The sequence below is a fragment of the Planctomyces sp. SH-PL14 genome, assembly GCF_001610835.1.
Classification (GTDB): domain Bacteria; phylum Planctomycetota; class Planctomycetia; order Planctomycetales; family Planctomycetaceae; genus Planctomyces_A.
In genome coordinates, this window is sequence record NZ_CP011270.1 from 5719386 (window position 1) to 5745528 (window position 26143).

General features: G+C 66.7%; 31 protein-coding genes and 1 pseudogene. 15 read left to right on the forward strand and 17 right to left on the reverse strand.

What is annotated here, in order from left to right:
* Window positions 1–50: 50 nt before the first annotated feature.
* Together VT03_RS21905 and VT03_RS21910 are read right to left on the reverse strand one after the other, a co-directional pair.
* Window positions 51–287: a hypothetical protein gene (locus VT03_RS21905; protein ID WP_075094974.1), complete on the reverse strand. Its 237-nt coding sequence runs from the start codon at window positions 285–287 to the stop codon at window positions 51–53.
* Window positions 288–606: 319 nt separating this feature from the next.
* The gene (locus tag VT03_RS21910) at window positions 607–1095 is read right to left on the reverse strand and encodes a hypothetical protein (protein ID WP_075094975.1); all 489 of its coding nucleotides are present in this window, start codon (window positions 1093–1095) and stop codon (window positions 607–609) included.
* Between the two features lie 113 nt (window positions 1096–1208).
* Here VT03_RS21910 and VT03_RS21915 point away from each other — a divergent pair, with 113 nt between their 5' ends.
* Window positions 1209–1817, forward strand: coding sequence for a hypothetical protein (locus VT03_RS21915; protein ID WP_156514685.1), 609 nt, complete (start codon window positions 1209–1211; stop codon window positions 1815–1817).
* 310 nt (window positions 1818–2127) lie between these two features.
* On the forward strand, window positions 2128–2469 hold the full coding sequence (locus VT03_RS34330) for a carboxypeptidase-like regulatory domain-containing protein (RefSeq protein WP_197489042.1): 342 nt from the start codon (window positions 2128–2130) through the stop codon (window positions 2467–2469).
* 42 nt (window positions 2470–2511) lie between these two features.
* Here VT03_RS34330 and VT03_RS21925 read toward each other — a convergent pair whose 3' ends face one another.
* Window positions 2512–2859 (reverse strand): hypothetical protein, encoded by a 348-nt coding sequence (locus VT03_RS21925; protein WP_075094978.1) that lies wholly within the window; start codon window positions 2857–2859, stop codon window positions 2512–2514.
* A 50-nt stretch (window positions 2860–2909) separates the two neighbouring features.
* Complete coding sequence (locus tag VT03_RS21930) at window positions 2910–3278, reverse strand: hypothetical protein (RefSeq protein ID WP_075094979.1); 369 nt, start codon at window positions 3276–3278, stop codon at window positions 2910–2912.
* A gap of 190 nt (window positions 3279–3468) precedes the next feature.
* On the opposite strand from VT03_RS21930, the gene VT03_RS21935 reads away from it, so the two are divergent.
* The 4 genes from VT03_RS21935 to VT03_RS21950 all read left to right on the forward strand — a co-directional run bounded on the left by VT03_RS21935 (window position 3469) and on the right by VT03_RS21950 (window position 5898).
* Window positions 3469–3924 (forward strand): DUF4429 domain-containing protein, encoded by a 456-nt coding sequence (locus VT03_RS21935; protein WP_082846425.1) that lies wholly within the window; start codon window positions 3469–3471, stop codon window positions 3922–3924.
* Between the two features lie 46 nt (window positions 3925–3970).
* Entirely contained in the window at window positions 3971–4477 is a 507-nt protein-coding gene (locus VT03_RS21940) for a hypothetical protein (RefSeq protein WP_075094980.1), read from the forward strand.
* Window positions 4474–5154, forward strand: a complete 681-nt coding sequence (locus tag VT03_RS21945; protein ID WP_075094981.1) for a hypothetical protein — start codon at window positions 4474–4476, stop codon at window positions 5152–5154. The genes VT03_RS21940 and VT03_RS21945 overlap by 4 nt, the downstream gene beginning before the upstream one ends.
* A gap of 126 nt (window positions 5155–5280) precedes the next feature.
* Window positions 5281–5898: a tetratricopeptide repeat protein gene (locus VT03_RS21950; protein ID WP_075094982.1), complete on the forward strand. Its 618-nt coding sequence runs from the start codon at window positions 5281–5283 to the stop codon at window positions 5896–5898.
* Between the two features lie 87 nt (window positions 5899–5985).
* Here the strand turns inward: VT03_RS21950 and VT03_RS21955 are convergent, their stop codons facing one another.
* On the reverse strand, window positions 5986–6624 hold the full coding sequence (locus VT03_RS21955; RefSeq protein WP_156514686.1) for a hypothetical protein: 639 nt from the start codon (window positions 6622–6624) through the stop codon (window positions 5986–5988).
* Window positions 6625–6787: 163 nt separating this feature from the next.
* On the opposite strand from VT03_RS21955, the gene VT03_RS21960 reads away from it, so the two are divergent.
* From VT03_RS21960 to VT03_RS21970, 3 genes are all read left to right on the forward strand, one after another.
* Window positions 6788–8287 (forward strand): FAD-dependent monooxygenase, encoded by a 1500-nt coding sequence (locus tag VT03_RS21960; RefSeq protein ID WP_075094984.1) that lies wholly within the window; start codon window positions 6788–6790, stop codon window positions 8285–8287.
* 424 nt (window positions 8288–8711) lie between these two features.
* Entirely contained in the window at window positions 8712–9167 is a 456-nt protein-coding gene (locus tag VT03_RS21965) for a DUF6428 family protein (protein WP_075094985.1), read from the forward strand.
* Window positions 9168–9222: 55 nt separating this feature from the next.
* A complete protein-coding gene (locus tag VT03_RS21970; RefSeq protein WP_082846426.1) occupies window positions 9223–9609 on the forward strand; it encodes a DUF488 domain-containing protein in 387 nt (128 codons plus the stop codon).
* Window positions 9610–9817: 208 nt separating this feature from the next.
* Here the strand turns inward: VT03_RS21970 and VT03_RS21975 are convergent, their stop codons facing one another.
* Together VT03_RS21975 and VT03_RS21980 are read right to left on the reverse strand one after the other, a co-directional pair.
* On the reverse strand, window positions 9818–10285 hold the full coding sequence (locus tag VT03_RS21975) for a hypothetical protein (RefSeq protein ID WP_075094986.1): 468 nt from the start codon (window positions 10283–10285) through the stop codon (window positions 9818–9820).
* A 438-nt stretch (window positions 10286–10723) separates the two neighbouring features.
* Window positions 10724–12976, reverse strand: a complete 2253-nt coding sequence (locus tag VT03_RS21980; RefSeq protein WP_197489043.1) for a serine/threonine protein kinase — start codon at window positions 12974–12976, stop codon at window positions 10724–10726.
* A gap of 681 nt (window positions 12977–13657) precedes the next feature.
* On the opposite strand from VT03_RS21980, the gene VT03_RS21985 reads away from it, so the two are divergent.
* From VT03_RS21985 to VT03_RS21995, 3 genes are all read left to right on the forward strand, one after another.
* Complete coding sequence (locus tag VT03_RS21985; protein WP_075094987.1) at window positions 13658–14023, forward strand: PadR family transcriptional regulator; 366 nt, start codon at window positions 13658–13660, stop codon at window positions 14021–14023.
* Window positions 14001–14720: a hypothetical protein gene (locus VT03_RS21990; protein WP_075094988.1), complete on the forward strand. Its 720-nt coding sequence runs from the start codon at window positions 14001–14003 to the stop codon at window positions 14718–14720. Before VT03_RS21985 ends, VT03_RS21990 begins: the two co-directional genes overlap by 23 nt.
* A 110-nt stretch (window positions 14721–14830) precedes the next feature.
* Window positions 14831–15127, forward strand: a complete 297-nt coding sequence (locus VT03_RS21995; protein WP_075094989.1) for a hypothetical protein — start codon at window positions 14831–14833, stop codon at window positions 15125–15127.
* A 184-nt stretch (window positions 15128–15311) separates the two neighbouring features.
* Here the strand turns inward: VT03_RS21995 and VT03_RS22000 are convergent, their stop codons facing one another.
* From VT03_RS22000 to VT03_RS22035, 8 genes are all read right to left on the reverse strand, one after another.
* Complete coding sequence (locus VT03_RS22000; RefSeq protein WP_075094990.1) at window positions 15312–15929, reverse strand: sigma-70 family RNA polymerase sigma factor; 618 nt, start codon at window positions 15927–15929, stop codon at window positions 15312–15314.
* Window positions 15930–15974: 45 nt separating this feature from the next.
* Complete coding sequence (locus VT03_RS22005; RefSeq protein ID WP_075094991.1) at window positions 15975–16421, reverse strand: hypothetical protein; 447 nt, start codon at window positions 16419–16421, stop codon at window positions 15975–15977.
* A gap of 64 nt (window positions 16422–16485) precedes the next feature.
* Window positions 16486–17337, reverse strand: a complete 852-nt coding sequence (locus tag VT03_RS22010; RefSeq protein ID WP_075094992.1) for a trypsin-like peptidase domain-containing protein — start codon at window positions 17335–17337, stop codon at window positions 16486–16488.
* Between the two features lie 169 nt (window positions 17338–17506).
* Window positions 17507–18358, reverse strand: coding sequence for a hypothetical protein (locus tag VT03_RS22015; protein WP_075094993.1), 852 nt, complete (start codon window positions 18356–18358; stop codon window positions 17507–17509).
* Complete coding sequence (locus tag VT03_RS22020) at window positions 18355–18717, reverse strand: hypothetical protein (protein ID WP_075094994.1); 363 nt, start codon at window positions 18715–18717, stop codon at window positions 18355–18357. The genes VT03_RS22015 and VT03_RS22020 overlap by 4 nt, the downstream gene beginning before the upstream one ends.
* Window positions 18714–19016, reverse strand: a complete 303-nt coding sequence (locus tag VT03_RS22025) for a hypothetical protein (RefSeq protein ID WP_075094995.1) — start codon at window positions 19014–19016, stop codon at window positions 18714–18716. The genes VT03_RS22020 and VT03_RS22025 overlap by 4 nt, the downstream gene beginning before the upstream one ends.
* A gap of 64 nt (window positions 19017–19080) precedes the next feature.
* Window positions 19081–19332 (reverse strand): hypothetical protein, encoded by a 252-nt coding sequence (locus VT03_RS22030; RefSeq protein ID WP_075094996.1) that lies wholly within the window; start codon window positions 19330–19332, stop codon window positions 19081–19083.
* A 36-nt stretch (window positions 19333–19368) separates the two neighbouring features.
* Window positions 19369–19845, reverse strand: coding sequence for a hypothetical protein (locus tag VT03_RS22035; RefSeq protein ID WP_156514687.1), 477 nt, complete (start codon window positions 19843–19845; stop codon window positions 19369–19371).
* 441 nt (window positions 19846–20286) lie between these two features.
* On the opposite strand from VT03_RS22035, the gene VT03_RS22045 reads away from it, so the two are divergent.
* Both VT03_RS22045 and VT03_RS22050 read left to right on the forward strand, forming a co-directional pair.
* The gene (locus VT03_RS22045) at window positions 20287–22029 is read left to right on the forward strand and encodes a YncE family protein (RefSeq protein ID WP_075094999.1); all 1743 of its coding nucleotides are present in this window, start codon (window positions 20287–20289) and stop codon (window positions 22027–22029) included.
* 147 nt (window positions 22030–22176) lie between these two features.
* A complete protein-coding gene (locus VT03_RS22050; RefSeq protein ID WP_075095000.1) occupies window positions 22177–22485 on the forward strand; it encodes a hypothetical protein in 309 nt (102 codons plus the stop codon).
* Window positions 22486–22647: 162 nt separating this feature from the next.
* Here VT03_RS22050 and VT03_RS22055 read toward each other — a convergent pair whose 3' ends face one another.
* The gene (locus VT03_RS22055; RefSeq protein WP_075095001.1) at window positions 22648–23460 is read right to left on the reverse strand and encodes a carbonic anhydrase family protein; all 813 of its coding nucleotides are present in this window, start codon (window positions 23458–23460) and stop codon (window positions 22648–22650) included.
* Between the two features lie 300 nt (window positions 23461–23760).
* Between VT03_RS22055 and VT03_RS22060 the strand changes: the two genes are divergently transcribed.
* A complete protein-coding gene (locus VT03_RS22060) occupies window positions 23761–24615 on the forward strand; it encodes an Imm1 family immunity protein (protein WP_075095002.1) in 855 nt (284 codons plus the stop codon).
* A gap of 132 nt (window positions 24616–24747) precedes the next feature.
* Here the strand turns inward: VT03_RS22060 and VT03_RS22065 are convergent.
* Window positions 24748–25917 (reverse strand): annotated as a pseudogene (locus VT03_RS22065) (cation:proton antiporter); the annotation flags it as partial.
* Window positions 25918–26143 lie beyond the last annotated feature (226 nt).

Consider the following 26143-nt stretch of genomic DNA (forward strand, 5'->3'; position numbering starts at 1 on the left):
CTTGTCCGGAGAGATACGGCCGCGCGACGCGAAGTTTTTCCTCCAACGGCTCAGTCTGCCCGGGGGGCTGGCCCCAGGTGCTCGATAAACCCCTTCGCCGCCGCCGAGTCCGCGCACGCCATCCACTTCAGCCGGTCGAGGCAGTCGATGGCCGTATCCCGCTGACGTTCGAGGAGCGTGACGTGCTCCTCCAGTCGCGCGACCCTGGCCTGCAGCAGGAGGTGGGACTGGATCAGCTCGCGGCGGGAGTGGAGCCACAGCCGCAGTCGGTGCCAGAGTCGTGTCATGAGGGATCAGGCGTCAGGTGTGGGATTCGCTTGGCGTGGGATTCGGCGGCCTGAAGGGCCATTCATTCTCTCAGCCAGGGCCATCGGCCCTGGTGGTGATCGTTTTGAGATCCCTTTCGGCCCAACCGTTCGGTTCCCATGGCTCGAAGGCCACACAGTGGAACCGAATGGTCAGCCCGTCGGGCCTGTCGTTGTTCTGTCGCACGACGTTCCAGGGCCGATGGCCCTGGCTGGACGAACCTCTGGCCCTTTGGGCCGTTCTCTTGCGCACGGCGGCAATTCCTGTCCCCGGCGGATGTCCCCTGTTTCCTGACACCTGTCACAGCACCCCCACGCCGAGGACTTCCCCCAGCTGACACGCCGTCCGGTGCACCCGCGCCAGCACGGTCGGCTCGTATCGACGGTCCAGGACGAGAACGAGGCCCGTGTGTTTTCCATCGGCCGCGGTGAGGTCAGTCGGGAACAGCAGCTTCACGACACCGCGGGGCGGAGCGGCGGAGAAGAGTTTGCCGCGGTTCGCGCAGGGTCGGTTCTGGCACCGGAATGCAAAGCCGTTGCCGGTGCGGAGCATGATCGTTCCACACCGCGGGCACTCCGCCTGGAGTCGCGGCGGAACGACGGTCGGCTCGCACGCCGAGAAGTCGTCGCGAAGGAGCCGGATCCGCAGGAAGTCCCACAACCGGTGTCGAGACTGAGGCTCGCGGAACCGGAGCAGCACCATCTGCTGCCGCCGCGACTGCGGAAGCAGCACTTGCGCGCGGCGATTGAGGTCGTCGTGCCGCGGTGCGATAAGAGGAAAGTCGGCCATGCTGCCGGCTCTATCGGCACCGAAGGCGGACTTGCGTGCGCGATTCGGCCCGGCTGGGCTCTGGTGTGGTATGATCGAGGCGACGTCCCATGGTCGAAAGGGTTGACGACGCCATGCACTCTCTTCGGCTCGCATCCACATCGCGGTTCATTCTGTGCGCTCTGGCACTTCTGCTTCCGTTTCCCTGGGGAGGCGTCGCGGTTGCGATCTGTTGCGGAGTCGCGCTGACGGTCAAACCGATCCAGCGCGGCGCGGGGCTGGCGATCGCGTCGGTCGTCTGTTTCGCCATCGGCGGACTCTGGTCCGTGGCGCTCTATCACGCGGAAACGGAAAGCGGCGTCGCGCGGGTGAGCCTGAGAACCCACGCGCAAGCCGGCACGCTGGATCAGTTCGTCGGGCAGACCGTGTGCCTCAAAGGCTACGGAATTCCTGCAGGGCGTCCCCAAATCTTTGGAACGGATGATCAAGGTCCGCAGTACACCCACTTCATCCTGTCGGCCGACGGCGGCTATCAGTCCCGGGAGGAAATGATCGGCGTCGTGATCGAGAACAAGGGCTATTGGACGTGGTCGGACGACGCCTTGGCCGTGACCGGGGTCCTGGTCAGGAATCCCAGCGCGACTGACGCCGATCATGTCCCTCGGTACATGCTGGTCCAGAGCCGAGTCCGTCCGTCGCGAACCGCTTTCGACATCGTGCCTCCCGGCCGACGAGGCTGTTAGGTCCTGCTGCTCGATCATCGCGAGAGGCCGACGGGCGTGCAGAGGTCGAGACGACGCGCGAACCCCGGGAGGGCGAGGCTCCGGCCGAGCCGCGGCGGTGGCGGACGCGTCCGATCCCTCCGAGACGTCACAAGACCATCGAGCGAAGAACCGCGCCCGGTTCGGAACCTGCGCGGCTCAGCAGGAGCTTCGCCCTCCCGGCCGTCGCGGCTCCGTTCTCCATGAGCGGTTTCTGGTAGGATGGTTTCCTGGTGACGCCGGGACCGTGTTCCAACCGAAAGCTTCAGCGATGCTCATCAGGAACGGTGTGATGGTGGCCGCGCTGTTCTGCCTGTCGGGCTGTGACGGTTACTCGACCGTCTCGGGGGTTGTTGTCGATGGTGACGGCGCTCCGATTCCTGACGCACGCGTTGGAGTCGCGCTGGAGGGCTACGGCCTTGGAACCGGGGGAACCTCGGACGCCGCGGGAGCGTTCTCCGAGTCGGGCACACACCGGCCGGTTCGACATGGCGTGTTGGACCTCGTCGTCGAAAAACCGGGTTACCGAAGAGAGCACCGGCGCCTGCCTCTCAAGGACGACAACCAGCGGCTGCGAATCGTCCTCGAACGCCTGCCGCCGGGGTTTCAGGAGCCGAATCCGACGGGGCTGTAAGGGGCCGATTTCCTCCATCGTCGGAGCCGACCACCGCCCCGCTTACGGCGGGATTCGGGCGACCTCAAGGACCACCGTCTCGCCGGGACGGAAACTGCCCCCGCGGACGACGGTCCATTCGGCGGCCGCGTCGCCGGGCTGGCTGGCGGCGATGCGGAGTCGTCCTCCGCGACCGATGACTTCCTCGATGAGCTCCTCACTGAGAACGTCTCGCAGGGGCCGCCCCTCCACGCCGACGATCTTGTAGAGCGGGGCCGCGGGCTTTCCCTCCGCGGCGACCGTGTCGATCACCGCCGCTCGCGGGACATCCGTGGACTGCACTCCGCTCATCAGGAGGGCCGCCAGGAGGGTGACGGTGATGGAGAGTCGGCTTGTGACAGGAGCGGGCATCAGTCGTTGCCTGATCGGGAGGGGCGGGAGGGCGGCGCGGAGGGGATCGGTCAGTTTCGAAACCGCCCCGCGTACCAGACGAGCGTGACGTTGGCGGTTCCCGCGGTGCGGAAGTCGATGTCGAGGATGCGGGCATCCTCAGGCTCAACCTCACGAGGCTTGTTCACCAGCTGGAACTCGATGGCGTACCCCTGTTCGAGGGCCTTCGTCACCAGACCGTTGGCGAGCGAGTCCCGCAGCAACGGACAGGCGTGTTCGATCTCGTACTTCTCGCGCCACAAGGCTTCTTTCGAAGTCTGGGCCGGGGCCTCATCGCATCCGGAAAGGATCGCGAGAGCGGCCATCGCCAGTCCGAAGTCCAGGACCGTTTCCAACGATCTTCGGTCCGATCGCAGGAACGAAACGTGACGCAGCCACATGGCGTGTTCCTCCAGCGGGAGTGGTCTTCCGCGATGCGTGTCGTTTTACCAGTTCGCCGGGCGGTCGAGACAGCGTCGTTGACTGAGGCCGGATCCGGCCCGCGGGCCCGTTGTGCCGGGCAGGCCCATTGCCGATGATGAACCTCCACGGGCCCGCGGGCCGAACACGTTTCAAGCGTCTGGAAGCATCATGACTCCCGTTCACACCATGGCCGGCGTGGGAGAGATCCTCGAGGTCTTTGAGGACAAGGTCCGCATCACGCCGCAGGGGGTTCTCGGCTTCCTGACCAAGGGGCTCCAGGGGACCAAGACGATCCCGATCGCCTCGATCCGGGCGATCCAGTTCAAGAAGTCGGCGATGACGAACGGCTACCTGCAGTTCACGGTCCCCGGCGGCAGCGAGTCGCGAGGAGGCGTGTTCTCGGCCGCTTCGGACGAGAACACGTTCATGTTCGCCGGCCAGAACGAGCTCGCGGAGTCGATCCGCGACTTCATCGAAGCCCGGATGCCGATGATCCGGTCCTCCGCCAAGGGAGCCGCCGGCTGGGTTGCCGAGCTCTCGCAGCTCGCGGAACTCCGCAGCCAGGGGGCCCTCACCGAGGAGGAGTTCCAGCGGGCCAAGGAGCGCCTGCTCGGCCCGGCGTGAGGGCCGCCTCGTTGACGACCGCCGTGTTCCCTTGCGGGAGAGGGCCATGTCCTGGTGGAAGGTTGCGTTGATCGTCACGGTGGTCTGGTTCGTTCTGGTCCCGGGCGCGGCCTACGTTCATGTCGAAGTCCTCCTCTCGGGTCAGCTGACGGAAGAGCAGGAGGAGGTGGTTGCCGGGCGATACGGAGCTGTGGCCGGGGCCGGCATGGTGGTCATCTGGGGCGCCGGATTCCTGATCTCGGTTCTTTCGGGACCGCCGCGGCCGAAGATCGACCAGGGGTTCTGTCTGAGCTGGTGGCACCTCAGTCCCCGACGGCAGTTCCTTCGGGAATTCTGGGCCGGCGGGTTGTGCGTCGGGCTGTTCGTCGCGTTGCAGGCCAGCGGGAACGTTTCGCGGGGGCTGGCTGAGATTGGTTTCCACGACCCGGTGGCCGTTGGCTGGCAACTGGCTGGCGTCATTGTCGCGATCTGGGTCATCTGGGTCGCGTTTCTGTACTGGCGATGGAGGCGAGCCGCCGCCGGTGAGACGTCCAGAGAAGGCCCCACGTCATGACGACCTCCGATCGACTGACCATCGTCGACGGGGCCCTGGCCCTCGACGGTGGGACGATCCTCCTCGACGTCGTCGATCGGGCGGGGGCCGTCCACCAGATCGTGCTCGCACAGAACGTCACCCCGAAAATCGAGTTGGAGTTGCTCCCCGGACGACTGCATTTCGACGGAAAGCCAGTCGGTGTCCGGTCGACCGAGGAAGCCTCCCTTCTCAATCGGCTGAAGAACTCGGACGTCCAGCTCTGTGAGGAACTCTCCGACGACGTCTCGGACGATTCGAATGCCTCCCTATCCCCTGTCATCGTCCTGGGAGAGGACCTGAAGGCGTGGCATGCAAAGACGCCGGGCGGCCGCCTGCGGATGCTCGTGGACACGATCGTCGAGCGGGTCGAGGCGGAGGCGTACGTGCTCTTCGCCGAGAAGGTCGCCCTCGCGGCCGATTCCACGAAGTACACGGTCTGGCCAGATCCCGACCCGACAACGCGCAATCGTGCGATCCTGCAGCTGTCGCGAGTCCAGAAGGCCGGCGTAAGCACCGCCCGGACCTTTCTCGACAGCGGCGAGCCTCTGGCTCGGGACATCAGCGCGGTCGCCGCCGTGGAGATCATCGAGACCTGGCGTGCCGAAGGTCTGGCCGTTCGAGTCGAGCCGCCGCTGAAGACCCGCGCGGCCGAGTGAACGGGACAGCGATCCCTTCCAGGCGATCCTTGACCGTCCTCATCACGCCGTACAAAACTGGGACTCTCTCGGGCCCCCTTCGCGGGTGACGGGTTTGGCATCGAAGGGGCCAGGCGGCAATTCATCATGCGGATTATTCTGATCGCTCTCTGCACCATCGCCCTCTTCTTCGGGATCGCACTGCTCGGTGCAGCACGGAGCGCGATTCATGAGATCGAAGCCTTCGTCCTGTTCCTGATCGCCGCGGTCCTGCTGTCCGGAGCCGGGATCATCGAAGCGGTCAACCTGGCGAGCAAGAAGCTGCTGGCCGCGATCGACTCGGCCGGGGAGACACTTTCGGCCCGGGACGCCGACTTTGCGGCCGCTCCGCCGCGGGCGGCCTTCGCTCCGGCGGTTCCTCCGCAACCATCCCCATCGGTCGCTCCCTCGTACCGGCCGGCTCCGCCGCCGCTCGCGCCCCCTGCATTCACCCCGCCGTCGATGGTCCGGCCGGCGTTCTCTCCACCGGCGGCGCCCCTGGACGAGGAGGTTCCTTCGATCGACGAGTTCGAAGTGGCCGACGAGTCGACCGGAGGGGAGGAGGAACGGGCCCAGGAGCTCTATGAACAGGCCCGGTCTTTTGCCAAGGGAGGGGACGGGCATGCGGCCGTCAGCACCCTGCGGCAGGTGGTCCGGCTCTTCCCGCAGTCCCGCGCGGCGGAGAAGGCCAAGCGAACGCTCGGAAAGAATGGCGCGACCGCCTGAACGGCAGATCGGCTGGATGGCCCGTCCATCCTGAGGGACCGGGCGTCATCAGTTCCGCAGGCGGGTGCCGGACCCGGCCTGCGCAAGTCATCTCGCTGTGCGAGAACGCCAACGCGCCTGACGAGCGAGTTCCGAGGCGGGCTCCGACGAGTCGACCACCTTCACCTCTCCGTCTCGGTAGAGGAGAAACGTCCGTCCCTCAATCGCTTCACCGACCACCTCCCTGATGGACCTTCCCTCCTGGTCCAGGTCTTCGATCCGAACATCGCCCGCCCGATGCCAGGGCTCGACCGACGGCCGTCCCGAAACGTACAGCAGCGTCCCCGCCGGCGCCTCATCGAAGTCGCACGGCTGCTCCGGTGAGAACGCCGTCCCCGGACCGACAATCGCATAGACGTTCGTCGCGCTCGACGCCGGATCGCCGAGGTGGAAGATCCCGGCCGGGAACGCCCTGAGTTCTTCGGGCGTCCGGGCCCGGGCCGGTTCAATGAAGTTCCAGAGCTCCGTCCGCCAGCCCAGCGGCGCGTTCTCCCGGCGGTCTTTCAGGGCCGGCCAGCACTTCCCTGTGTCGGCTCGATTCTGCGTCGCCATCCCGATCGCCCGGGCCGCAAACAGGCAACGACTCAACTCGCCCTCGCGACGCGACTCGCGGACCGCGATTGACGCCGCTCGACCGAGGAGCAGGAGCAGAACCACCAGGAACGGCGCGAGAATTCGGCGGAGCAAGACCGGTCCTCCGGAGAAGGGGAGCCGGCCCATCGTACGTCGATGGGAGGTGGAGTGTGAAAACAATCCGGCTCTCTCGGGCCTTGAGAGTTCCATCGTTGTCGTCGTCGCGTCCGCTTCCTAAAACCGGTGGACCGCTCTGAATCGCTTCGAGGAGAGATCGATGCAGCCCGCCGTTCTGATCGTTGGCGCCGGTCCTGTCGGCATGACGATGGCCGCGGAACTGACTCGGTTCGGGGTTCCGGTTCGGATCATCGACAAGGCGCCGCAGCGGACGGATAAGTCGAAGGCCCTCGTCCTGTGGAGCCGGACGCTCGAGCTGATGGATCGCGGCGGGTACTCGCGGGCGTTTCTGGAAGCCGGGTTTCGGGTGACGGCGGCGAACTTCTATGGCGGGGGGCGGCATATCGCGCGGCTTCCGCTGGATGATGTGCCGACGCCGCATCCCTACGCACTGATGCTGCCGCAGTGCGATACCGAGCGGCTCCTGGAGGAGCAGCTCCGCTCCTGGGGTGTGGTCGTCGAACGGCCGGTGGAGCTGACGGAGTTCGTGCCGGGAGCGGAGCACGTGACGGCGACGCTGCGGCATCCGGATGGGCGGGGGGAGACGCTCGATGTGTCGTGGCTGATCGGGTGTGACGGGGCGCACAGCACGATCCGGCACGGGCTGGGGATTCCGTTTTCCGGGAGCACGATGCCGAGCGACTGGATCCTGGCGGACGTGCATCTGCATGGGGCGTTCGAGCATGGCGAGGAGGTGAATATCTTCTGGCATGCGGATGGGGTGCTGGTGAGCTTTCCGATCTCGCCGGGGCGGTTCCGGGTGATTGCCGATGTGGGGGATGGGCATACGAACCCGCATCCGCCGGCGCCGACGTTGGAGGCAGTGCAGGCGCTGGTGGATCGGCGCGGGCCGGGGGGGCTGGTGGTATCGGAGCCGGTGTGGCTGAGTGCCTTCCGGATCAATGAGCGGAAGGTGGCGGACTATCGGGCGGGGCGGGTGTTCATGGCGGGGGATGCCGCGCATGTGCATAGCCCGGCGGGTGGGCAGGGGATGAACACGGGGATGCAGGATGCGTTCAATCTGGCGTGGAAGCTGGCGCTCGTTGAGCGGGGGCTGGCGGCGACGGAGCCGTTGCTGGGGAGTTACAGCGTGGAGCGGGGAGCGGTGGGGGAGCAGGTGCTGGCGGATGCGGGGCGGTTGACGATGGTGGCAACGCTGCGGTCGGGGGTGCTGCAGGGGATTCGGAATCATGTGGCGGGGGTGGTGTTCGGGTTTGCGGGGGTACGGGAGAAGCTGGCGACAAAGCTGACGGAGTTGGGGATCGGGTATCCGCACAGTCCGTTGACGGTGTCGGGAGGGCGGCATCAGCACGGACCCGCGGCGGGGGATCGGGCGCCGGTGGAGAAGGCGGGGGCGGTGACGGCGGATGTGTTTGGTGCGGCGCCGCGGTTTGTGGTTTATGGGGAGCGGAGTGTTGCCGGAGCGGCGGTGATGGAGCGGTACGGCGATGTGGTGGACCAGACGGTGCGGGAGCCGTTTGTGGAGGGGGGGATGTGGCTGGTCAGGCCTGACGGGTATGTGGCGATCGCGACGGCGCGTGGTGACTGGTCGGCGATTGAAAGTTACCTCGCGCGGTTAAAGACCCCGGTTGTGCAGTAAGCGTTCCAGGAGCCGGGTCCAGGGGCACCCTGGTCAGGGGGTGCAGGGGGGCCTGTATTGTTTTTCTGGCCCTTTGCCCGCCGGAGGCCTGGCCGTCGAGAGATGTCTGAAGGAGGGCGTGTCCACGCGCGGACGCGGTGTCGGATGCCCCCTCACCGAAGACGCGGGGATTGCAAACCGAGCGGTGTGGTGGGGGGAGTCCTCAACGCCGGTACCACAAAGAGGACGTCCGTGGTGTCCCACGGTTCCTCATGGAAGTGCCTCCGGCGGCAAGGGGGCGAGGCCCCCTTGACCCCGGCTGCCGTAGCACGTTGGGTTTGAGCTATGGACACCGCTCCGGCAAGGACGCCACTTGCCACGTGGACCGACCGCGGACTATGTTCGCGCCGCGCTACATCACTCCCTCACCACACAACAACCCGCCGTGAACATCCAGCAGTTCCACCTCGTCCTCCGCCGCGGCGGCGATCGACAAATCCAGTTCCAGCTTCCCGGCGGCACGCTCATCCCCGCCCACTTCCACGTCACCGAAGTCGGCCGCATCGACAAGCACTTCATCGACTGCGGAGGCACCCGCCGTCACGCCGCCTCCTGCCTCCTCCAGACCTGGGTCGCCGACGACACCCACCACCGCCTCACCGCCGCCAAACTCTCGGACATCCTGCACCTCGCCGAACCAGTCCTCGACTCCCCCGACCTCCCCGTCGAAATCGAATACGGCACCGACGTCGCCGCCCAATACGCGGTCGACGACTTCGACCTCTCGGACGAAGCCTTCACGTTCACCCTCGTCGGTAAAAAGACCGACTGCCTCGCCCCGGATAAGTGCGGCATCACGGGTTGCGGCCCCACCAGCGACAACCCCACCGGCTGCTGCTGACCGCCGCAACGCCCGAGTCCGTCGCCGCCGGCTCTCCTTCTCGCCAGGAGTTCCCATGGCCAAACGCTCGCCCCGGATCTCCATCACCCGCGCCTACGCCGCGGCCAAGGCGGCGGCCGCCGGCGAATACCGCGTCCTCGTCGACCGACTCTGGCCCCGTGGTGTCTCGAAGGACTCGCTCCACCTCGACGAGTGGCGAAAGGAGATCGCCCCCACCGCGGAACTCCGCCGCTGGTTCGGCCACCGCGAAGACCGCTGGGACGAGTTCCGAATCCGCTATGCCGCCGAGCTCGCGGAGAAGAAGGACGACCTCAAAGAGCTCCGGTCTCTCCCGGCGAAGCACCACCTCGTCCTGCTCTACGGAGCCCGCGACGAAGAGCACAACAACGCCGTTGTTCTTCGCGACGTCCTGCTTCGCCGGCGGATCCGTAAGTCGACGTGAACGGCCTTCCGGACCAGACGAAGCGTGATCGCCACCAGCGGGAGGGCGAAGCTCCTGCTGAGCCGCGAGCGTCCGTTGCCGCGTTCCACTTCTCCTCAGGGCACTCTGGAACACGCCGAGGTGATCGCTTCGGCCACCGTAGCGGCTCGGCGGGAGCCTCGCCCTCCCGTTGTTGAGGAGTGATGGCGTTGATCGAAGGCGAGCCGGTCTAGGGGCGGGTGATCTCTCCCGATTCCAGCTTCACGGCGGACCACTCTGTCGCGTTCCGTCCGAACACGCAGAGTGAATCCCCGTCCGTCACCACGACCATCTGTTCCTGAATGGCGAACTGGTTCTTGACGGGCTTGGAAACTGGCAGCTGGCCCCAGACGCCCGTCACCGCGCTGTAGGCGTACACCCCCTTGCTGGTCTGAAACACCGCGAAGCCGTTGCCCACCGTGAGCGAGGCGTTTGGTTCGAGGGGTTCTTCCAGTTCGACTCGCGTCCATTTCCCGAGCGTCGGGCTGTAGGCGGCGACTGCCTTCCGGGATCTTGCGATGACCGCGATCGTCTCCCTGGTGAGGACAGGGATTCCCCCCGACCCGCCGAAGGGGCCACTTGCGGAGGCGGTGACGGGGACCGCCGCAATCACGGCCAGGATCAGAACGCCGAGGCCTCGGTGGCATGTGGTCGTCATGGTGGCCCGTTGGTTGGTGGGAGACGGATCGACGTCGGTGCGCAACGGTTGCGTAAGAAGCTGCTCAGACATACGCCGGACGATGCAGTTGTTTAACCGCATTCCGAGCCGGGTCCAGGGGGACCCTGGTCGGGGGGTGCAGGGGGCAGAATGCCCCTTGCCCGCCGGAGGCCTGGCCGTCGAGAGTTGTCTGAAGGAGCTGCTGTTCAAGCGCGAGACGGGTGTCGGATGCCCCCATCTCCGATGACGCGGGGATTGCAAAGCGAGCGGTGTGGTGTGGGGGAGTTCTCAACGCGGGGACCACAAAGGGGACGCCCGTTGTGTCCCACGGATCCTCAGGAAAGTGCCTCCGGCGGCAAGGGGGCGTGGCCCCCTTGACCCCAGGCTGCCGTGGAACGTTGGGTTTGAGCTATGGGCGCTGCGCCGGCGGGGACGGCGCTATTCGTTCGTCACGACCGTCTGCGCGTAGCTCGCCGTCGACGTAATCGCCGAACCCGCCGGCGGAACGGCCGTATCACTCGGCTTCCCCGTAATCACACTCCGCTCATGCCGCCCCCACCACGCATCCGCCTCGTCAATCGACCATGACTGCGACGTCGGCACCCGCGACAGACTCGCCGCCAGATCCCGACCCGTCTGCGGCCGCTTAGCCCGCGACTTCTCCAGACACGCCATCAACGCCGCCTCCAACTCCGGCGAAACCGCCCGCCCCAGCCGCACCGACGGCACCACCGGGATCTCCGTCACGTGCCGCTGGCACAGGTCCACAATGTTCTGCGCGTCAAAGACCGGCTTCCCCGTCAGCAGGTAATACCCCACTGCCCCCACTGCATACAGGTCGCTCCGCGGATCAACAGAGTTCGGCGACTGGATCGCCTCGGGCGACATATAGAGCGGAGTCCCCGTCAGCGACCCCGCCGCCGTCAGGTTCGTCTGCTTCTCTTCGTCAACGGCCTTCACGAGACCGAAGTCCAGCACCTTGGCGACATCCGGCTCCCCGCCGCGGCGGTTCAGCATGATGTTCGCCGGCTTGATGTCCCGATGGACCAGCCCCAGCGAGTGCGCCTCATAGAGCGATCCGCAGATCTGCTCGAGAATGCGGATCACCCGCCCCTCCGGCTGCGGCCCGTACTTCTCGACAAGCGCCTGCAGGTCGATCCCGTCCAGGTACTCCATCGCGTAATAGAACAGCCCCTCCGGCGTCCGCCCGTAGTCGTAGATCGCGACGGTGTTGGGATGGTTGAGCTGGCAGGTGAGCTGCACCTCCCGCTCGAACCGCTCGATCGTCCCTTCGTTCACGCGGTCGACCTGCAGCATCTTGATGGCGGTCGGCCGCCGCAGCACCGCATGGTGTCCCTTGTAGACGATCCCCATCGCGCCGGAGCCCAGCTTCTTCTCGAGCGTGTACTGCCCGAGCTTCTGCGTCTCGAGGGCCGCCTTCTGGGCCGCCCGCTGCATCCGGGCCACGATGATGCTGAAGACGAAGATGGCGACCGCCGCGAGGGCCAGCAGCGTCTGGAGCCCGGCGAAGGTCCACTGCAGGATCGCGAGCGGCCGGAAGGCTTCGGCCCGGTCGATCTCGGTTGCGATGCCGATCTGGTAATGCGGCAGGAAGGCCCAGGCCCCCACGACCGGAACACCGCGGTAATCGCGGTATCCTTCGAGGTCTATTCCGTCGCGTCCGGCGAGGGCTTCGGCCGCCATGTGGGTCAGCGGCAGCTTGGCCCGGCGCTGCGTGGGGCGGTAACCCGCGGTGAGGTCGCCGCCGGGATCGCGGACCAGGACGTTGAGAAGCGAATGCTGCCCCGCTTCGTCGGGAATCAGTCCGAGCAGGGCGAGGCTTTCATCGAAGCGGGAGTTGGAGACCATCCGGCCTGTGTGGTCGAAGGCGTAGGTCTCGCCGGACTCGCCGAACTGGCCGAGCTGCAGGATGCCGGTGAACTCGCGTTCGGGGCGGATGCGCAGGCCGAGCACGGCGATCGGTTGGAAGGTGGCGTCGCGGACCGGTGCGCAGACCCACATGGTGGGGACGCCGGAGCGGAGCTTGCCGTTTTCGTCCTTCATCAGGACCCGGCTGGCGACGGGGGGGATGACGACGGTGTCCCCGTTCAGGACCTTGGCGACGAGCTGCTCGATCTGAATGGGCCGTTCCGCGACGCCGATCAGCTCCGGGGCGTCCGACGAGATGATGGTGCCGGTCTTGTCGGAGACGAAGTAGCCGAAGTAGTCGTGAGTGGAGAGGGTGGGGGCCAGCTCTTTGTGGATGAGTTTATGGATCGGGGAGGTGCGGAGCGTGCCGGTGGTGACCTCTCCGGCATCGGGGTCGGTGAGCTTGAGGAGCTCCTCGATCTGTTCGCGGACCTGGGCGTCGTTGGCCTGGGCGAGAGCGTTGGCTTCCTGGACTTTGAACCAGGTCTGGAGCATCGAGGTTTCGACGCCGAGGAGGGTCTGGAGCTGGGAGCCGAGGTTGTTCTTCATGGTCCGCTCGATGGCGGCGCGGACGAAGAAGCCGCCGAGGCCGAGGAAGGCGATGGCGAGGAGGGGGAAGACCCAGAGTTGTTTGCGGAGGAGGAGGCCGGTGCGGGAGATGGAGCGGCCGACGCGGCTCGTGGCCCAGGTCATGCGGACCGCGGAGGGCGAGGCGTTGGCGGAGGCGTGTCCGTTTTTGAAGAGGTTCCAGGGCCAGCGCAAGTTGGGCCTCGCAGGTGCCGGGTTCGCGGCGTGGGAAGGGGGGAGCCGCGGGGATCACCGGACGCGATCAAGGATGGATTGTGGCGGGGCTGGGGGCAATCGTGGGGTGTTGGGGGTGGTGGATGAAAGGGGAAGAGGTTTGCGAAGGTATCGTGGGTATGGTCGTGGTGAGAGTTGGCAACATGTGGCGCAATCGTCACAGAAGTCGCGGGCGGTTTGATCGGATCGTTCGAACGGCGTCTTGGGCCAACGGACCTCCATCGCTCACTCCAACGCTGTCGGCCCACCGGGTCCAGGGGAACCCTGGTCAGGGGGTGCAGGGGGCAGAATGCCCCTTGCCCGCCGGAGGCCTGGCCGTCGAGAGATGTCTGAAGGAGAGCGTGTCCAAGCGCGGACGCCGTGCCGTATGCCCCCTCACCAACCCGCGGGGATCAAGGAGCGAGCGGTGTGAATCGAGGGAGTCCTCATCGCTGGTACCACAAAGGGGACGTCCGTCGCTTACACCGGTTCCTCATGGAAGTGCCTCCGGCGGCAAGGGGGCCTGCGTTGTTTTTTGGCCCCTTGACCTCAGGCTGCCGTCGCACGTGGGGTTTGAGCTATGGAGGCTGCATCGGCCAGATCGCTCTTCCATTACATCGAAGTTCGAGGTAAAACGCCTCGAACCTTGAGGCAACAACCCGCATGCCACCACGAACCAGCAACCCACCCTTCCTCAACGGCGTCCCCGAGCTGTTGATCCTCCGCCTCCTCTCCCAGCGGCCGATGTACGGCTACGAACTCGTCCAGGCCATCAAACTCGCCACCGGCAACCACCTCGAATTCGGCGAAGGCTGCGTCTACCCCATCCTCCATCGCCTCGAAGCGGACAAGCTTCTCAAAGCCCGCGAACAGGCCGCCGGAGCCCGCACCCGCATCGTCTACGAAACCACGGCCCGCGGCCGCGCCCGACTTGCCGAATCGATCTCCACCTGGGAACGCGTCTCCGAAGCCATCAACCGCGCCCTGCAGGGAGGGGAGGGGGACCATGGATCCGCAGCACTGGCTTGATCAGCTCCGCACCGAACTTCAAACGCGACGGCTCCCCCGGCGTTACGTCACACGCCTCCTCCGGGAACTGTCGGACCACGTCACGGATGAATGGGAGAACCCGATGAGCAAGGACGCTCCACAAGCCCCCGGCCCCGCTGCCGTCCCCGGCCCGCTCGAACGGCTGGGCTCGCCGCAACTCGTCGCCGAATCCGCCGCGCGGGAACTCCGCGCCCGCAGCTTCGCGGCCCGACATCCCGTCTGGACCTTCGGAGTCCTGCCGCCGCTCCTCGCCATCGTGGTCGCGGCCGCCCTGCTGCTCGGCCCCGGCGCGCTCCTCGACACCCTCCTCGACCTCCCGCCGCTGGACGAGTACGAGACCGCGCCGTGGGTGCATCTCGTGGCCCAGGGCTACGTCGTCGGCTGCATCGTCGCCGCCTCGCTGCTGGTCGTCCTGGCCTTCATCGGCCTCGCCAGGCGCTGCGACCTCGCCCGCCGCTGGCCCATGACCGCCGCCCTCGTCACCGCGCTCGTCTGCGGCGGCCTCTGGACCGGCGCCACCCCCAAGACCGCGGAGAAGATGGGCACCGTCATGGTCGGCCTCCCCCGCTCCCTCGGGCCCGCCGGCATCGCTTTCCCGCAACTCCTCCAGTTCGCGGCGCCCCTCGCCCTGGCGGCCTGGCTCACCCGCCGTCGAGCCCACGCCGCGCTCTCGTGACCGGCGAGACCTGACTCGCCTTGCATCGATGTCGTAACCTGCGTCGATCGACGGAGACCAACCCGGCCTCCGCCGGTCGCTCCGACTCGACACCGCACAACGAGGCTTCCATGGGTGCGATGGCCGACTTCGCCAGCGTCTCGCAAGACGCATGGCCCCATGTCCTGGCCGCCGTCCGCCTCGCCGGCGTTGCGATCGACATCGGCGAGTGCGACCAGGGAATCCAATGGCACGCCTGCGTTCGTGGCCCCGGCCGCGTCGAACTCGGGTACTGCCCCCAAGACCCCGGCCGCGAACTCGTCGTGTACGCCCCGACCCTCCGCTTCTGGCGACGGCCCCTCAGCATGGGACGGCTCTTCGGCGATGTCCGCCGCGCCGTGATTGCGGCCGGAGGGACGCTGGATTGACTCACTCGCTCCGCCGCGATCGCGGGCGGATTGGTGAGGGGGCATACGGCACCTTGTCCGCGTTTGGATACTCACTCTTTCAGACATCTCCCGACGGCCAGGCCTCCGGCGGGCAAAGGGGCCAAGAAGACAACACAGGCCCCCTTGCACTCCCCACCAGGGGTGGCCCCCTGGACCCCGGTTACTAGCTGGCCCTTTTGACGGCTCTGCGGCGTCTGCGAAACAGGTCCAGCAACCGCCTCTTCATCCGCTCATACAACGCCTCTACTTCCTTCACCTCACACCCCATCTCCTCCGCCAGATCGGCCATCGGCCGGCCCTCCACCACCACCGCCTGCGCCACCGGTCGCAGCGTATGATCCAGGTACCGCAGGAACCGGTCCGGGGCATGCCGAAGCGTCTGCTGCTCCTCCTCCGTCCACTCCACGCACGGCTCCGGCACCTCCGCCTGGATCATCAGCCCCGGCAACACCGTCCCCGTCTGCCGCGCCAACTCCCGCTCCCGACGCGGCACATGATCCAGACGCCGGATCTCATCGATCATCGCCCCCCGAATCCGCTGCCCGCAGTACGAAGTAAACCGCACCGGCCCCCCGCTCCGATACCGGTCCAGCGCAATGAGCAATCCGACCTGCCCCATCGACACCAGGTCGTCAAAGCAGGTCGTCGCCACCCGCGCCAGATGCCGCTCCATCGTCCGGGCAATCGCCAGCACCACCGGCTGGTAAAGCGCCGCCAGTTCGGCCCGGGACTCCGGCCACGCCCCCCACAACCGGGCCTCTTTCTCACGGTCAATCGCCATCTCGTCCCCTCCCACGGTCCGATTTTGAAGTAGTGTACAAGCGTTCTAGTCGAGGCTCAAGGCCCGATCTCCCACTCCGGACATCACGACCACAAGCGAAGTCGGATACACCCGCACCGCCTGCACGGTCACACCGGCCATTCGCGCCAGAAGGCCTTGCACGACGCCAGGCGTTTTCCAGCGAATCAGCACTCCCCCCGGAATCCCGGAGACCTCCGGCCACGGCTCGGGGAACGACACGCTGTGGCCGCCAACCGCCACCGGCCGCCCGCTCAGAAAGTCCACCAGCGGACCGCAACGGCACGCATAGACGACCGGGCCAAAGTGGAAGTACGCCGCCCCGTCCAGCAGGTCCGGCGCACGAGGCATCGCCATCCACCGCACGGTCCCGCCGAGGACCTCCGCCCCGTTCGCCTGCCACGCCGCAAGGAGCCGCGGCACCCACTCGCGCACGAGCGAACGCCACGGCTCCGGTAAGGAGAGTTCCGTCATGCCGCCTCTATCGGCCCACGACACCACCCCTCGGGCACGCATCAAACAACGTCACCGACGACCGCTAGCGCCGCCCGCCCGTCCCACCGAAGATCGCCCCGCTCCCCCCGAACGCCGGCCGCCGCCAGCACTGCCCATTCCGACAGCCCGCCGGCGCGATCGCTTCGGAGCCGGACGCTCTCCAAGCGGCCGGTCGGGAGACGGACGACCGAGCCGGTGCGAATGCCGAGGCCTGCGGCAAATTCGCCACCAGGACCGTCGCGACATTCTTCCGCTCGGCGCCGTACCCTTGAATCAGCCCGATCAGCTTCCCGTCCTGACCAAACACCCCGCCCCCCGAGTCACCCGCGTCGACGCCCCGTTCCTCCGGATCGAGCGACACAAAACTCTCCGGCCGCCCGGTCGCCAGGATCCCACAGTACAGCCCGTTCAGCGGCTCGCACGACGTCAGCCCATACGCGACCACGCTCTCGCGATACTCCGGAGCCCGGACCTCCACGCTCGGCACGTCGAGTCCGGTCACAATCGTCAGCGCGTCCCGATCGGCCGCCTTCTGAAACGGCACGTTGTTCTGCCACCGCCCGTCGACCTGGATGTCGATCTCAATCCCGCCGTGCAGGTTTTCGATGAGATGCCCCGCCGTCAGGAACCGTCCGTCACCGACGCTGATCGCGGTGCACGACGGCGGAGGCTCCGCCGCGACATACCGCCCATCGACCAGTCGATGCCCCCGAGCGCGAACGGCATAGGCATAGGGCGCGGGATCAAAGGCAATCACCGGCGGAAGTTCAACGACAACCGGCCCCTCCTCGCGCCGAACCGGCGCGACCTCCGGCTCCACGACAACCGCCGCATCGCCACCGGTGATGCCGCCGATCACATAGCTCCCATCCGGATCGTCAGCGGACCACAGCACGCGGGGCCTCTCAGCCAACGCCAAAGGCGGCACACATCCGCACAGCGGCAGCAACGCCGCCAGGACACCGAGCAGCACGAACTCACGACGCATCGTCAGACTCCCTTGAAGACCCTCGGTGCAGCCATCCGGTCCCAGGCGTCGCCGTCGACCCCCTGATACCTGGTTCCTAGCTCCACCCCATCGACGAAAACTGCCCCTCATACGCCTTCTTCGGATCAGCAGCCCCGGCGAGCTGATAGACGCCGAACGGGTTGCCGCGGCGGTCGCGGATCTGCTCGTAAGCCCGCTCGGAGAGGTAGAAGAAGTAGTTGTGCGAGTTGTGGACCTTGATGAGCAGCTCGCCCCGTGGCGTCCGGACCACGAACGAACCGGCGTAGGCATGTCCGCTCCCGCCGTGCCTGCCGTTGTACTGCCGCACGACTCGCTCGGTCCGCCCGCGGCCGATGTCCTCGGACTCGAACGACAGCGGCCAGTACGAAGCCAGATCGAGTGGATGCCCCAGCGCAACATGAGCGACGGCAACATCCCATGCGGGAGCGACAGACGCCTTCACGACCTTCCGCGTCCCAGCCGAAGCGAGAAGGTCCGGCGTGACCCAGCGGTCGAGCTGATCCCTGCGGCCGGTGTACTGCGTGTAGGGATACTCGCTCTCGAGCGGCAGGCCGACCTCGGTCATGACCTTCACGCCCGCCTGCATCGAGACCCCGGAGTCGGCCCCCAGCTTGCGATCGATGAGCTCGCACTGCTGATAGAGGAACATCCGGGAGAGTTCTCCCTTCTTCCCTTTGGAGCGGTACTCCACGATCTCGGCACAGGTCGATCCGCCATTGGCCCGGCAGTCGTTCCGCCGCTGCATCTCGAGCCGCTGGCCCCAGTTCTCCGGGGCGTACTCTGGAGCCAGGAACCGCTCCCAGCCGTCGAGCTCATCGAGCGTGAACTGTGAGCAGACCGGCAGCGAGCCGTCGACCTCGGCGATCAGCTCATCGGTGGCGATCGAGAGTCCGCCGCTGTTCGTCATCGCGAAAAGTCCTCAATCCATTCGATCTGTTTCGCCCGCGGCTCGCGGCACAGCTCGGCGACCCGCGCGTCCACGCCCTTGGCCGCTCCAGCCCCCGCCGCCCGGGCCATCTCCGACCACGCCTTCACCGCGGCATAGGAGTCCTTGAACTCCGCGGCCCGAACTCGCACGGCAAAGTCCGCCGCCGCCTGACGCAACCCGGCCCGATAAGCCGCGAGGTATTTCTCTCGCGTCACTGATCCCGAGTCGGCGGTCGTGATCTCAACCGGCCCGACCGGCGGAGCGACCCACTGGCCCACAGCCGCCATCAGCCCGAGGGCCGCAACAAACACGAGCGCGATATTGAACCCGGTCCTCATCCATGCACCGCCTTCACGACCGCCGCCGCGCGAGGACTGATGCCCGACGCGACCACGCACAGCACATCGCCCGCCGCCATCCCGGCGCACTGCTCTTCAATGGCCGCGACATAAGCGGAGAACTCCGGCGGAGCCTCCCGCCCGACAGGCCAGGGCGGGGCAGGGGACGGCTCCGAAGTGGAGGCCGCCGGCGCGTTCGTTGGCCGCCGAAGCTTCGCCCACGGCACGTTGACGGCCACCAGCGCGAGGATCGCGACCAGGGCGGCGATCGGTCCGAGTTGCGTGACGAGCTGAGACATGGAATGTCGGTTGGGAACGTAAGAGAACTGGTCGAGTGTCAGGTTGGGCCGAAGGCATCCGGCCTCACGAGTTGTCCGCCTGCCACGCCTCCAGCGAGGCGACGAGCCATGCCACGCCCGCCGAGACCGCGGCGTCGGCGAATCCGAAGTCATGTCGGTCGAGGACCCCGAGGGCCGCGATGGCTCCGGTGCCGAGGCCGACGACCGCGGCCACTTTCACCGTGTAGGTCAGGTCGGCGACGTCGAAGCGGCCGGACGTGGAGGACTGGTTCGTGCCGAGGAGCGTGCGGGCGAGGGCCAGGAGGTTGTTGAGCATGGATCCGGTCTGCGGAGGAGGAGAGTTGTCGTGCCCTCAATCGGACCGGTCGCCTGGGCTGCGGACATGCCCCGAGGCGGACTTTGGCGAGCGGGGGGCGTCAGCCCCCTGATCCCGCATGGCGGTCGGAGGCGGGGACGGCGGAGCGGAGTCGACGGGCGTGATGCGGTTCACGCTGTCGCGGATGGCTCGGAGGATTTCTTCGTGGGACTTCTGGCCGCCGCGGAGTTCGATGTGTCCTTCGGAGAGTTGGCGGAGGATGGCCGTTTGTTTGGGCATCTGGTCGCGGGCGGTGTCCATGAGGTCGGAGTGGCTGGAGAGGATGCCGGTGATGTAGGGTTCGACGCGGGCCCAGGCGTAGCAGAGTCCGGCGGCGATGGCCCGGCCGGTGCGGAGGATGACCCAGGAGAGTCCGGCGAGTGCGACGAGAGGCCAGCCGAACCGCTCCATGAGTTCGAGGAGCGGTTTGAGGTGTTCGGGAGCGAGGAAGTCCATTTGGTACCGCCGGGTCATGAGGCGTGCTTCGCCATGCCCCCTTCATCGGTCCAAAACCGCTCGCCAAGAACCGGGTCCAGGGGCACCCTGGTCAGGGGGTGCAGGGGGCAGAATGCCTCTTGCCCGCCGGAGGCCTGGCCGTCGAGAGATGTCTGAAGGAGCACCTGTCCAACTTTGGCCAACGTGTCGTATGCCCCTTCACCAACCCGCGGGGATTGCATCGCCAGCGGTGTGGTGTGGTGGAGTCCTCAACGCTGGTACCACAAAGGGGACGTCCGTTGCGTACCACGGTTCCTCATCGAAGCGCCTCCGGCGGCAAGGGGTTGCCCCCTTGACCCCGGCTGCCGTCGCACAATGGGTTTGAGCTATGGAGACTGTGCCGGCGGGCGCGCTGGTTCGCGGCGCTTCGGTTGCGGTATCCTTCCTGCATTCTGTCCACACGTTTGACGAGGGCACGTCATGCTCCATCCGCTCCTGGCCGTGGCACTCCTGCTCATCGCACTCGCCAGCCCCCGCGCCGCCTCCGCCGCCCCACGCGTCATCACGTTGCCCGTCCCCGTCACCAAAGGCTGGTACCTCACCCCCGACTCCGAAACCCTCATCCTCTCCAGCCCCAAAACCGGAGAACTGATCTACTTCAACGTCCTCCAGGGCAAAGAAACCCGCCGCCTCGCCGTCCCCTTCAAGCCCGCCGCCATCACCGGCCAGAAAGACCTCCTCTTCGTCGCCGTCGAAGGAGGCAACATCGTCCACGCCCTCCGCCGCGAAGACGGCGAGAAAGTCCGCCAGTACCGCCTCCCCGGCGAACCGGTCCAGGCCCTCGCCTGCCACCCCGAATCCGGCCCAATCTTCGCCTCGAACCTGAAGGAAGAAATCTTCTCCCTCGCCCCCGACTCCACGCAGGCCACCAAGACCAACGCCCTCGGCATGTTCCTCTGCGTCGACCCCGTCACGGGCAAGCACCTCTTCGCCGGTACCAACCGGCCATCAGAAGACGTCCTCGAGTTCCAGCGCTCCGCCACCGGCCAGCTCCAGGTCAAACGCCTCACCGTCGCCGAAACCGCCACCGTCGCCCGCTACGCCGTCCAGGGCTCGCGGCTCAAGCTCGTCGACATGAACGCCAACACGGCGGTCGGCTTCGGCGGCTACCTGCACCTCAGCCCCGATGGCAAGAAGTTCGTCATGGTCGCCGGCGGGGGCTGGCGTTCGCCGACAAACCGGTCGACCCGCTTCGACATGGCGGTCTTCGACGCGACCTCGCCGGACACCATGCTCGGCGGTCTCGAAATCGGCGGCCCGCAGACGATCGCCTTCCACCCGGTCCTGCCGATCGGCGTCGCCCAGGGGGCCAACTACGACTACTCGCTCTTCGACGCGGAGAGCCTCGTGGTCCGGCAGCAGTGGCGGCTCAAGCCCCCGGCGGTGAACTTCTGGCACAACCTCGCCGCGTTCGGCGGCAAAGGGACAGTCTTCCTCTCCCAGCAGGGAGAGTCGCTCCAGTTCTTCATCCTCGACCTCACGCCCGAGCAGAAGGCCAAGCTCGAAGCCCGTTACGGCAAGCTCCCCGAATATCCCGACGCCCTACCCGTCGAAGCCGCCCAGACCGCCCTCGCCGCCAAAGGCCCGACGCCCCCCGTCACCCCGCCGACCGACCCCGGTTCTCCCGAGCCGCCGGCCACGGTGATGAGGAAGTCCGGCACCGACCGGCCGACGGCGACGAAGCCCATCCCCAAGCCGCCGGCGGGGAAGCCGCTGGGCCGCCAGGACGCGCCGGTCCACGTTCCGGAGGGCTCGGATCTGGCGTTCTACCGGGCGGTGAAAGGCCTGCCGTACCTGCAGGACCGGGACTACCGGCTGATGGCGATGCCGAAGTCCGTGAAGGACAGCGCGGTGCTGGTCCGGGATTCGTCGCGGGCGGGGGGCTGGCCGTCGAAGGGAACGGTCGAGGCGACGCGGGACTGCACGGCTTACCTGGCGGTGATGTACCAGATCAACGGTTCCAGCCTGGTGAAGCGGGACTTGTTCGACGTGCTGGAGAGCGAGGGCTGGAAGGAAGAGAAGGACGCCATCACGACGACCTCGGCGGAGAAGGAAACGTGGGGCTGGAAGTTGTTTTCGAAGCCGGTCCAGGCAGGCCCGCTGACGTTGTCCTCAAGGCTCGGCCTGAACTCGCCGGCGCAGGCGGTCTACTTCTTCCGCTAAAGCTCACCCGCCCAACCAGCGCACCCGCCGGCACAGTCCCCATAGCTCAAACCCAACGTGCGACGGCTGCTGGGGGCAACGGGCAAAAAAACAACACAGAGCGCCTTGCCGCCGGAGGCGCTTCCTTGAGGAACGGTCCAAACCATCATGGATGCGGAAGCCGAAGAGAGCCGAATCCGCGATCATTGTGAAGCCCCTCTCGCCGGGCCGCAGTCCGTGAGCGTCAACCAGGGTGCCGATGTCGTGGATGAGCTCGTGGCCCGTTACCACGAGGAGTGGAGCGTCGGCTACTTCCTGTCGCTGCTCGTCCTGTCCTACTTCGTGCCGCTGATCGGCCTGATGCTCGGCCCGCAGGGGATGAGCCACAAGTCGACGCGGATTCAAGGCTCGATCGTCTCGGTCGTCGCCGCAGTCCGGATGGTGATGTGGGCCATGAAGTGGGGCTGGCCCGTATGAGAGTGATTCAGTTCCGTAGGCAGAGAATGGCCCCACCACGCGGAGCTTTCCGGCGGCAGACGCGTTTTCGACAGATTTGCGAACCGATTCATGCCGGGCTGTGTGACCCAGTCTACGAAGCTCCACCATCGCCCCGGCTTCATACGTTGGCGAGAGGCGAGCTTACCAAGGAGAGCGCGATGGCCGCAGTGGGAAGTTGCGAAGCACGTACCGCCGGTGCAGCGGGCGCGTCTTTCGTTCCGTCTGGCAGGCGTACCCCTTGAGGAGCCGGAGGGTCCGGGAGTGGAGGGGGAGCGGCTGGTTGAGGACGAACCAGGAGACCACCTCGTCGTATTCGGGCGTGGTCAGCGATCCTTCGTACCGGAACCACTCGTCCAGGGAGGGGATGACCGCCGCCGGCGGGAGCGAGACATAGCTTTCCTTGCCGCGGGCGGCGGTCTCCAAAGCGGGCGCGGTCCAGGCATCGAGCAGTTGCTGCAGTTCGGAAGAGGTCGCTGCGTCGGCCTTCTTCGATGAGCGCGGCGCGGGACCTTCCGCCTGCTTCCTCGTAAGGTCGGAGACGACGCCCAGGACGATCAAAGTCGAGCCGTTCTGCGGGTTCTCGATCTCGTGGACCAGGTGCACTTCCAGAGCTCTCTGCTCCCCTTCCATGTCGTGTTCGGATCCAAGATGGACGTGAATCTTCACGAGCCGGGCCTTCATCCCGCCGAGGCCGGGGATCGCGTGCGGCGCAACGGTCAGCATCGGGGCGGTGTACCCCTTGGGCTCTTTCCCGGCGGTATACGTCCTCAGTACAAAGTTTCTGTGGTCGTCTTTCTCCGTGAACGTTCCCTCATAACAGCGCCCCCGGTAGTTGATGGAGAGCAGATCGGGAGCATTGACCTGGATCGCCTCGTCCTTCTTGAGGACGATTGGAGACTGCTGCGGCCAGTACTGAGCACCGCGCGCATTGCCTGATTCACCTGTACCACTCATCGAAGGCCCTTTTTCAAAGAAGAGTTGGTCCGCTCGCCCCCATGGTGCCGGTCCGACTGGAACACGTCAACAGAATGCTGCGGCCGGTCTTGGGTCGGGTGGCACGCCACGGAGGCTTTGCTAAGCGGCGTGGCGATTCGCTGTCGAGTGAGGATTCGGGAACGCCGAGGCCACTCCTTGTCCAAAGCTGCCGGCTGTGGCACCCGGCCACTTCCGAATAGACGCGCGACCCGCAGCCGGCTAATTCTTCCGAAGAACGGGTGTGAGAACTCCAGGTCTGGCAAAGGGCGATTCGTGGCAGTGACGCTTCACACGTGGCACACGGCGTCCGAGGCGATTGCAGCGTTCGGCGAGCCCGGAGCGTCCGAGACCTTCTGCGATGGGCAGTTCGTGGTCCTGCCGTCCACCGTCCTGTGCTTTGTCACGACCGGCCCGACATTGGAAGGGGCGCACGTTTCGTCTCCGACGCAGGTGACGTGGCGGCCGAAGCCCGGCACCGTCCGGGCGCATCGGGACGACTACAGCTGGTTGCCCGAGCCCGTGCGGGAGATCTACGACCGGAGTGCGCCGGAGGTCCGGAAGCTCCGCACGCACCACGTTCTCGTCCGTTCGCGGGACGATGAGCGGTTCTTCTATGCCGGCGAGGCGCAGCTGGAGAGCTACGGTAGCACGCGGGCCGCCGGCGGCGAGTGGGAGCTTGCCGCTCGATTCGCGCTCAGGCACAAGCTCCCCCGGGAAGTGTGGCGGAAGCTGGGGGGCTATTCCGGGTGGCTGGTGGAGGTGAACCATGAGGCCCGCTACGTCGAGACCGGTGACCTGCCGGAGTTTGAGCGGCTGGTGAACGAGTTGTCCCTGGCGGAGTTCTCGCACCTCTGGATGACCCGCTACGAAGAGGACTCGCTCACCCTCCACACCAACGCCCGGCGGGGATGGCTCATGTACCTCCGCGACCCGGCCGACAGTGGCCTCTATGCGCGGGACCTCGAGTCCGACGGAGCGACGGACACCCAGGAGGTGTTCCGGTGCGTTTGCGGGATCGACCTGGAGTTCGAAGCCGCCCGGACACTGCCGCGTGAGCTGGCCCAACGGGCCGCCATCGAGTTCTTCCAGACCGGCCGTTTGCCGGAGTGCGTCCCCTGGGATCCGGAGTGGTAGACACGCGGAGCGACCGCCGCCGGCGGGCACGAATGGGCCGTCCAGTTGTCCGGGATGTCCCCTGATCGCCGTCGGCGCTCAACTCGCGGTGTTGGATTCCGGACTCGGAAGGATCTTGGCCGGCGAACTCCCCCACGCATCCGCGAGCTTGAACACCAGCGGGTTCAGCACGATGGAAAAGATCGCGCCCGCCACCAGCAGGCTGACCGCTTCGGGCGGGAGGAGTTCCAGGCTCACCCCCAGCGCCGCCAGGATGAACGAAAACTCCCCGATCTGCGCGAGCGCCGCGGAGACCGACAGCCCGAGCGCCATCGATTCCCCGAGGAGCAGCACGATCCCGAGGGCCGCCATCGACTTTCCGATCACGATGATCCCGATCACCGCCAGGACCCGCATCGGCTGCTCCAGCAGGACGCGGGGATCGAACAGCATTCCCACCGAGACAAAGAACAGCACCGCAAAGACGTCTTCCAGCGGCTGCAGGCTCTTGATCGCCTTGTGGCTGGCGTCGGACGCGTTCAGGACCATCCCGGCAAAGAAGGCCCCCAGCGCGAACGAGACCCCAAAGACCGCCGTGGCGGCGTAGGCGATGCCGAGCGACTGGCCGACAACCGCCAGCGTGAACAGCTCGCGGGACTCGGTCTCCTCCACCTTCTTGAGGAGCCACGGAAAGACCCGCGTCCCCACGATGAGCATGAGCGCGACGAAAGCCGAGACCTTCGCCAGCGAGATTGCCAGGGAGCCCCACAGGCTCCCTTCGCCGGTGGAGACGCCTCCCAGCGGCCCGGCCAGGGACGGGAGAAGGACCAGCACGAGCACCACGGCGAGGTCTTCGACAATCAGCCAGCCGACCGCCACGCGCCCCTCGGGGGAGTCGATCTGTCCGCGGGCTTCGAGCGCCTTAAGCAGCACCACCGTGCTGGCGACGGAGAGCGCGATGCCGAACACGAGACCCGCGCCGAGCGGCCAGCCCCAGAGGCGCGAGATCAGCACTCCCAGGAAGGTGGCGGCCAGGATCTGCGCGATCGCGCCCGGGAGTGCGATCTTGCGTACGTCCCACAGGTCGCGGATGGAAAAGTGCATCCCGACGCCGAACATCAGCAGGATCACGCCGATCTCGGCGAGCTGATGCGCAAGCTTGGCATCGCCGACGAATCCCGGCGTAAAGGGACCGATCGCGACCCCGGCCAGCAGATAGCCGACGAGCGCCGGCAGGCCGACCCGGACTGCGACATACCCGATGGCAAAAGCGAGAGTCAGACCGATCGCGATCATCGCGATCAGCGGCGTATCGTGCGACATGGGGGGAGGGTGGTTGGGAGTGTGTTGGCGCGTGTTTTGAGGCACACCGTCGAAACAGCCTGTCCTCTCCCCCATCCGGGACCGCGATTGTAGGCCGCAGGCCCCGGGTGGTGGCCGGGAAATGGGGCGTCGATCAGAAAAGGACCGGATCCATCAGCCCCCGTTGCTGTTCAAATCATCAGCGGTTGGGCCCGCTCGTGAGCTGGACTGCGCGGTTCCTGCCGGT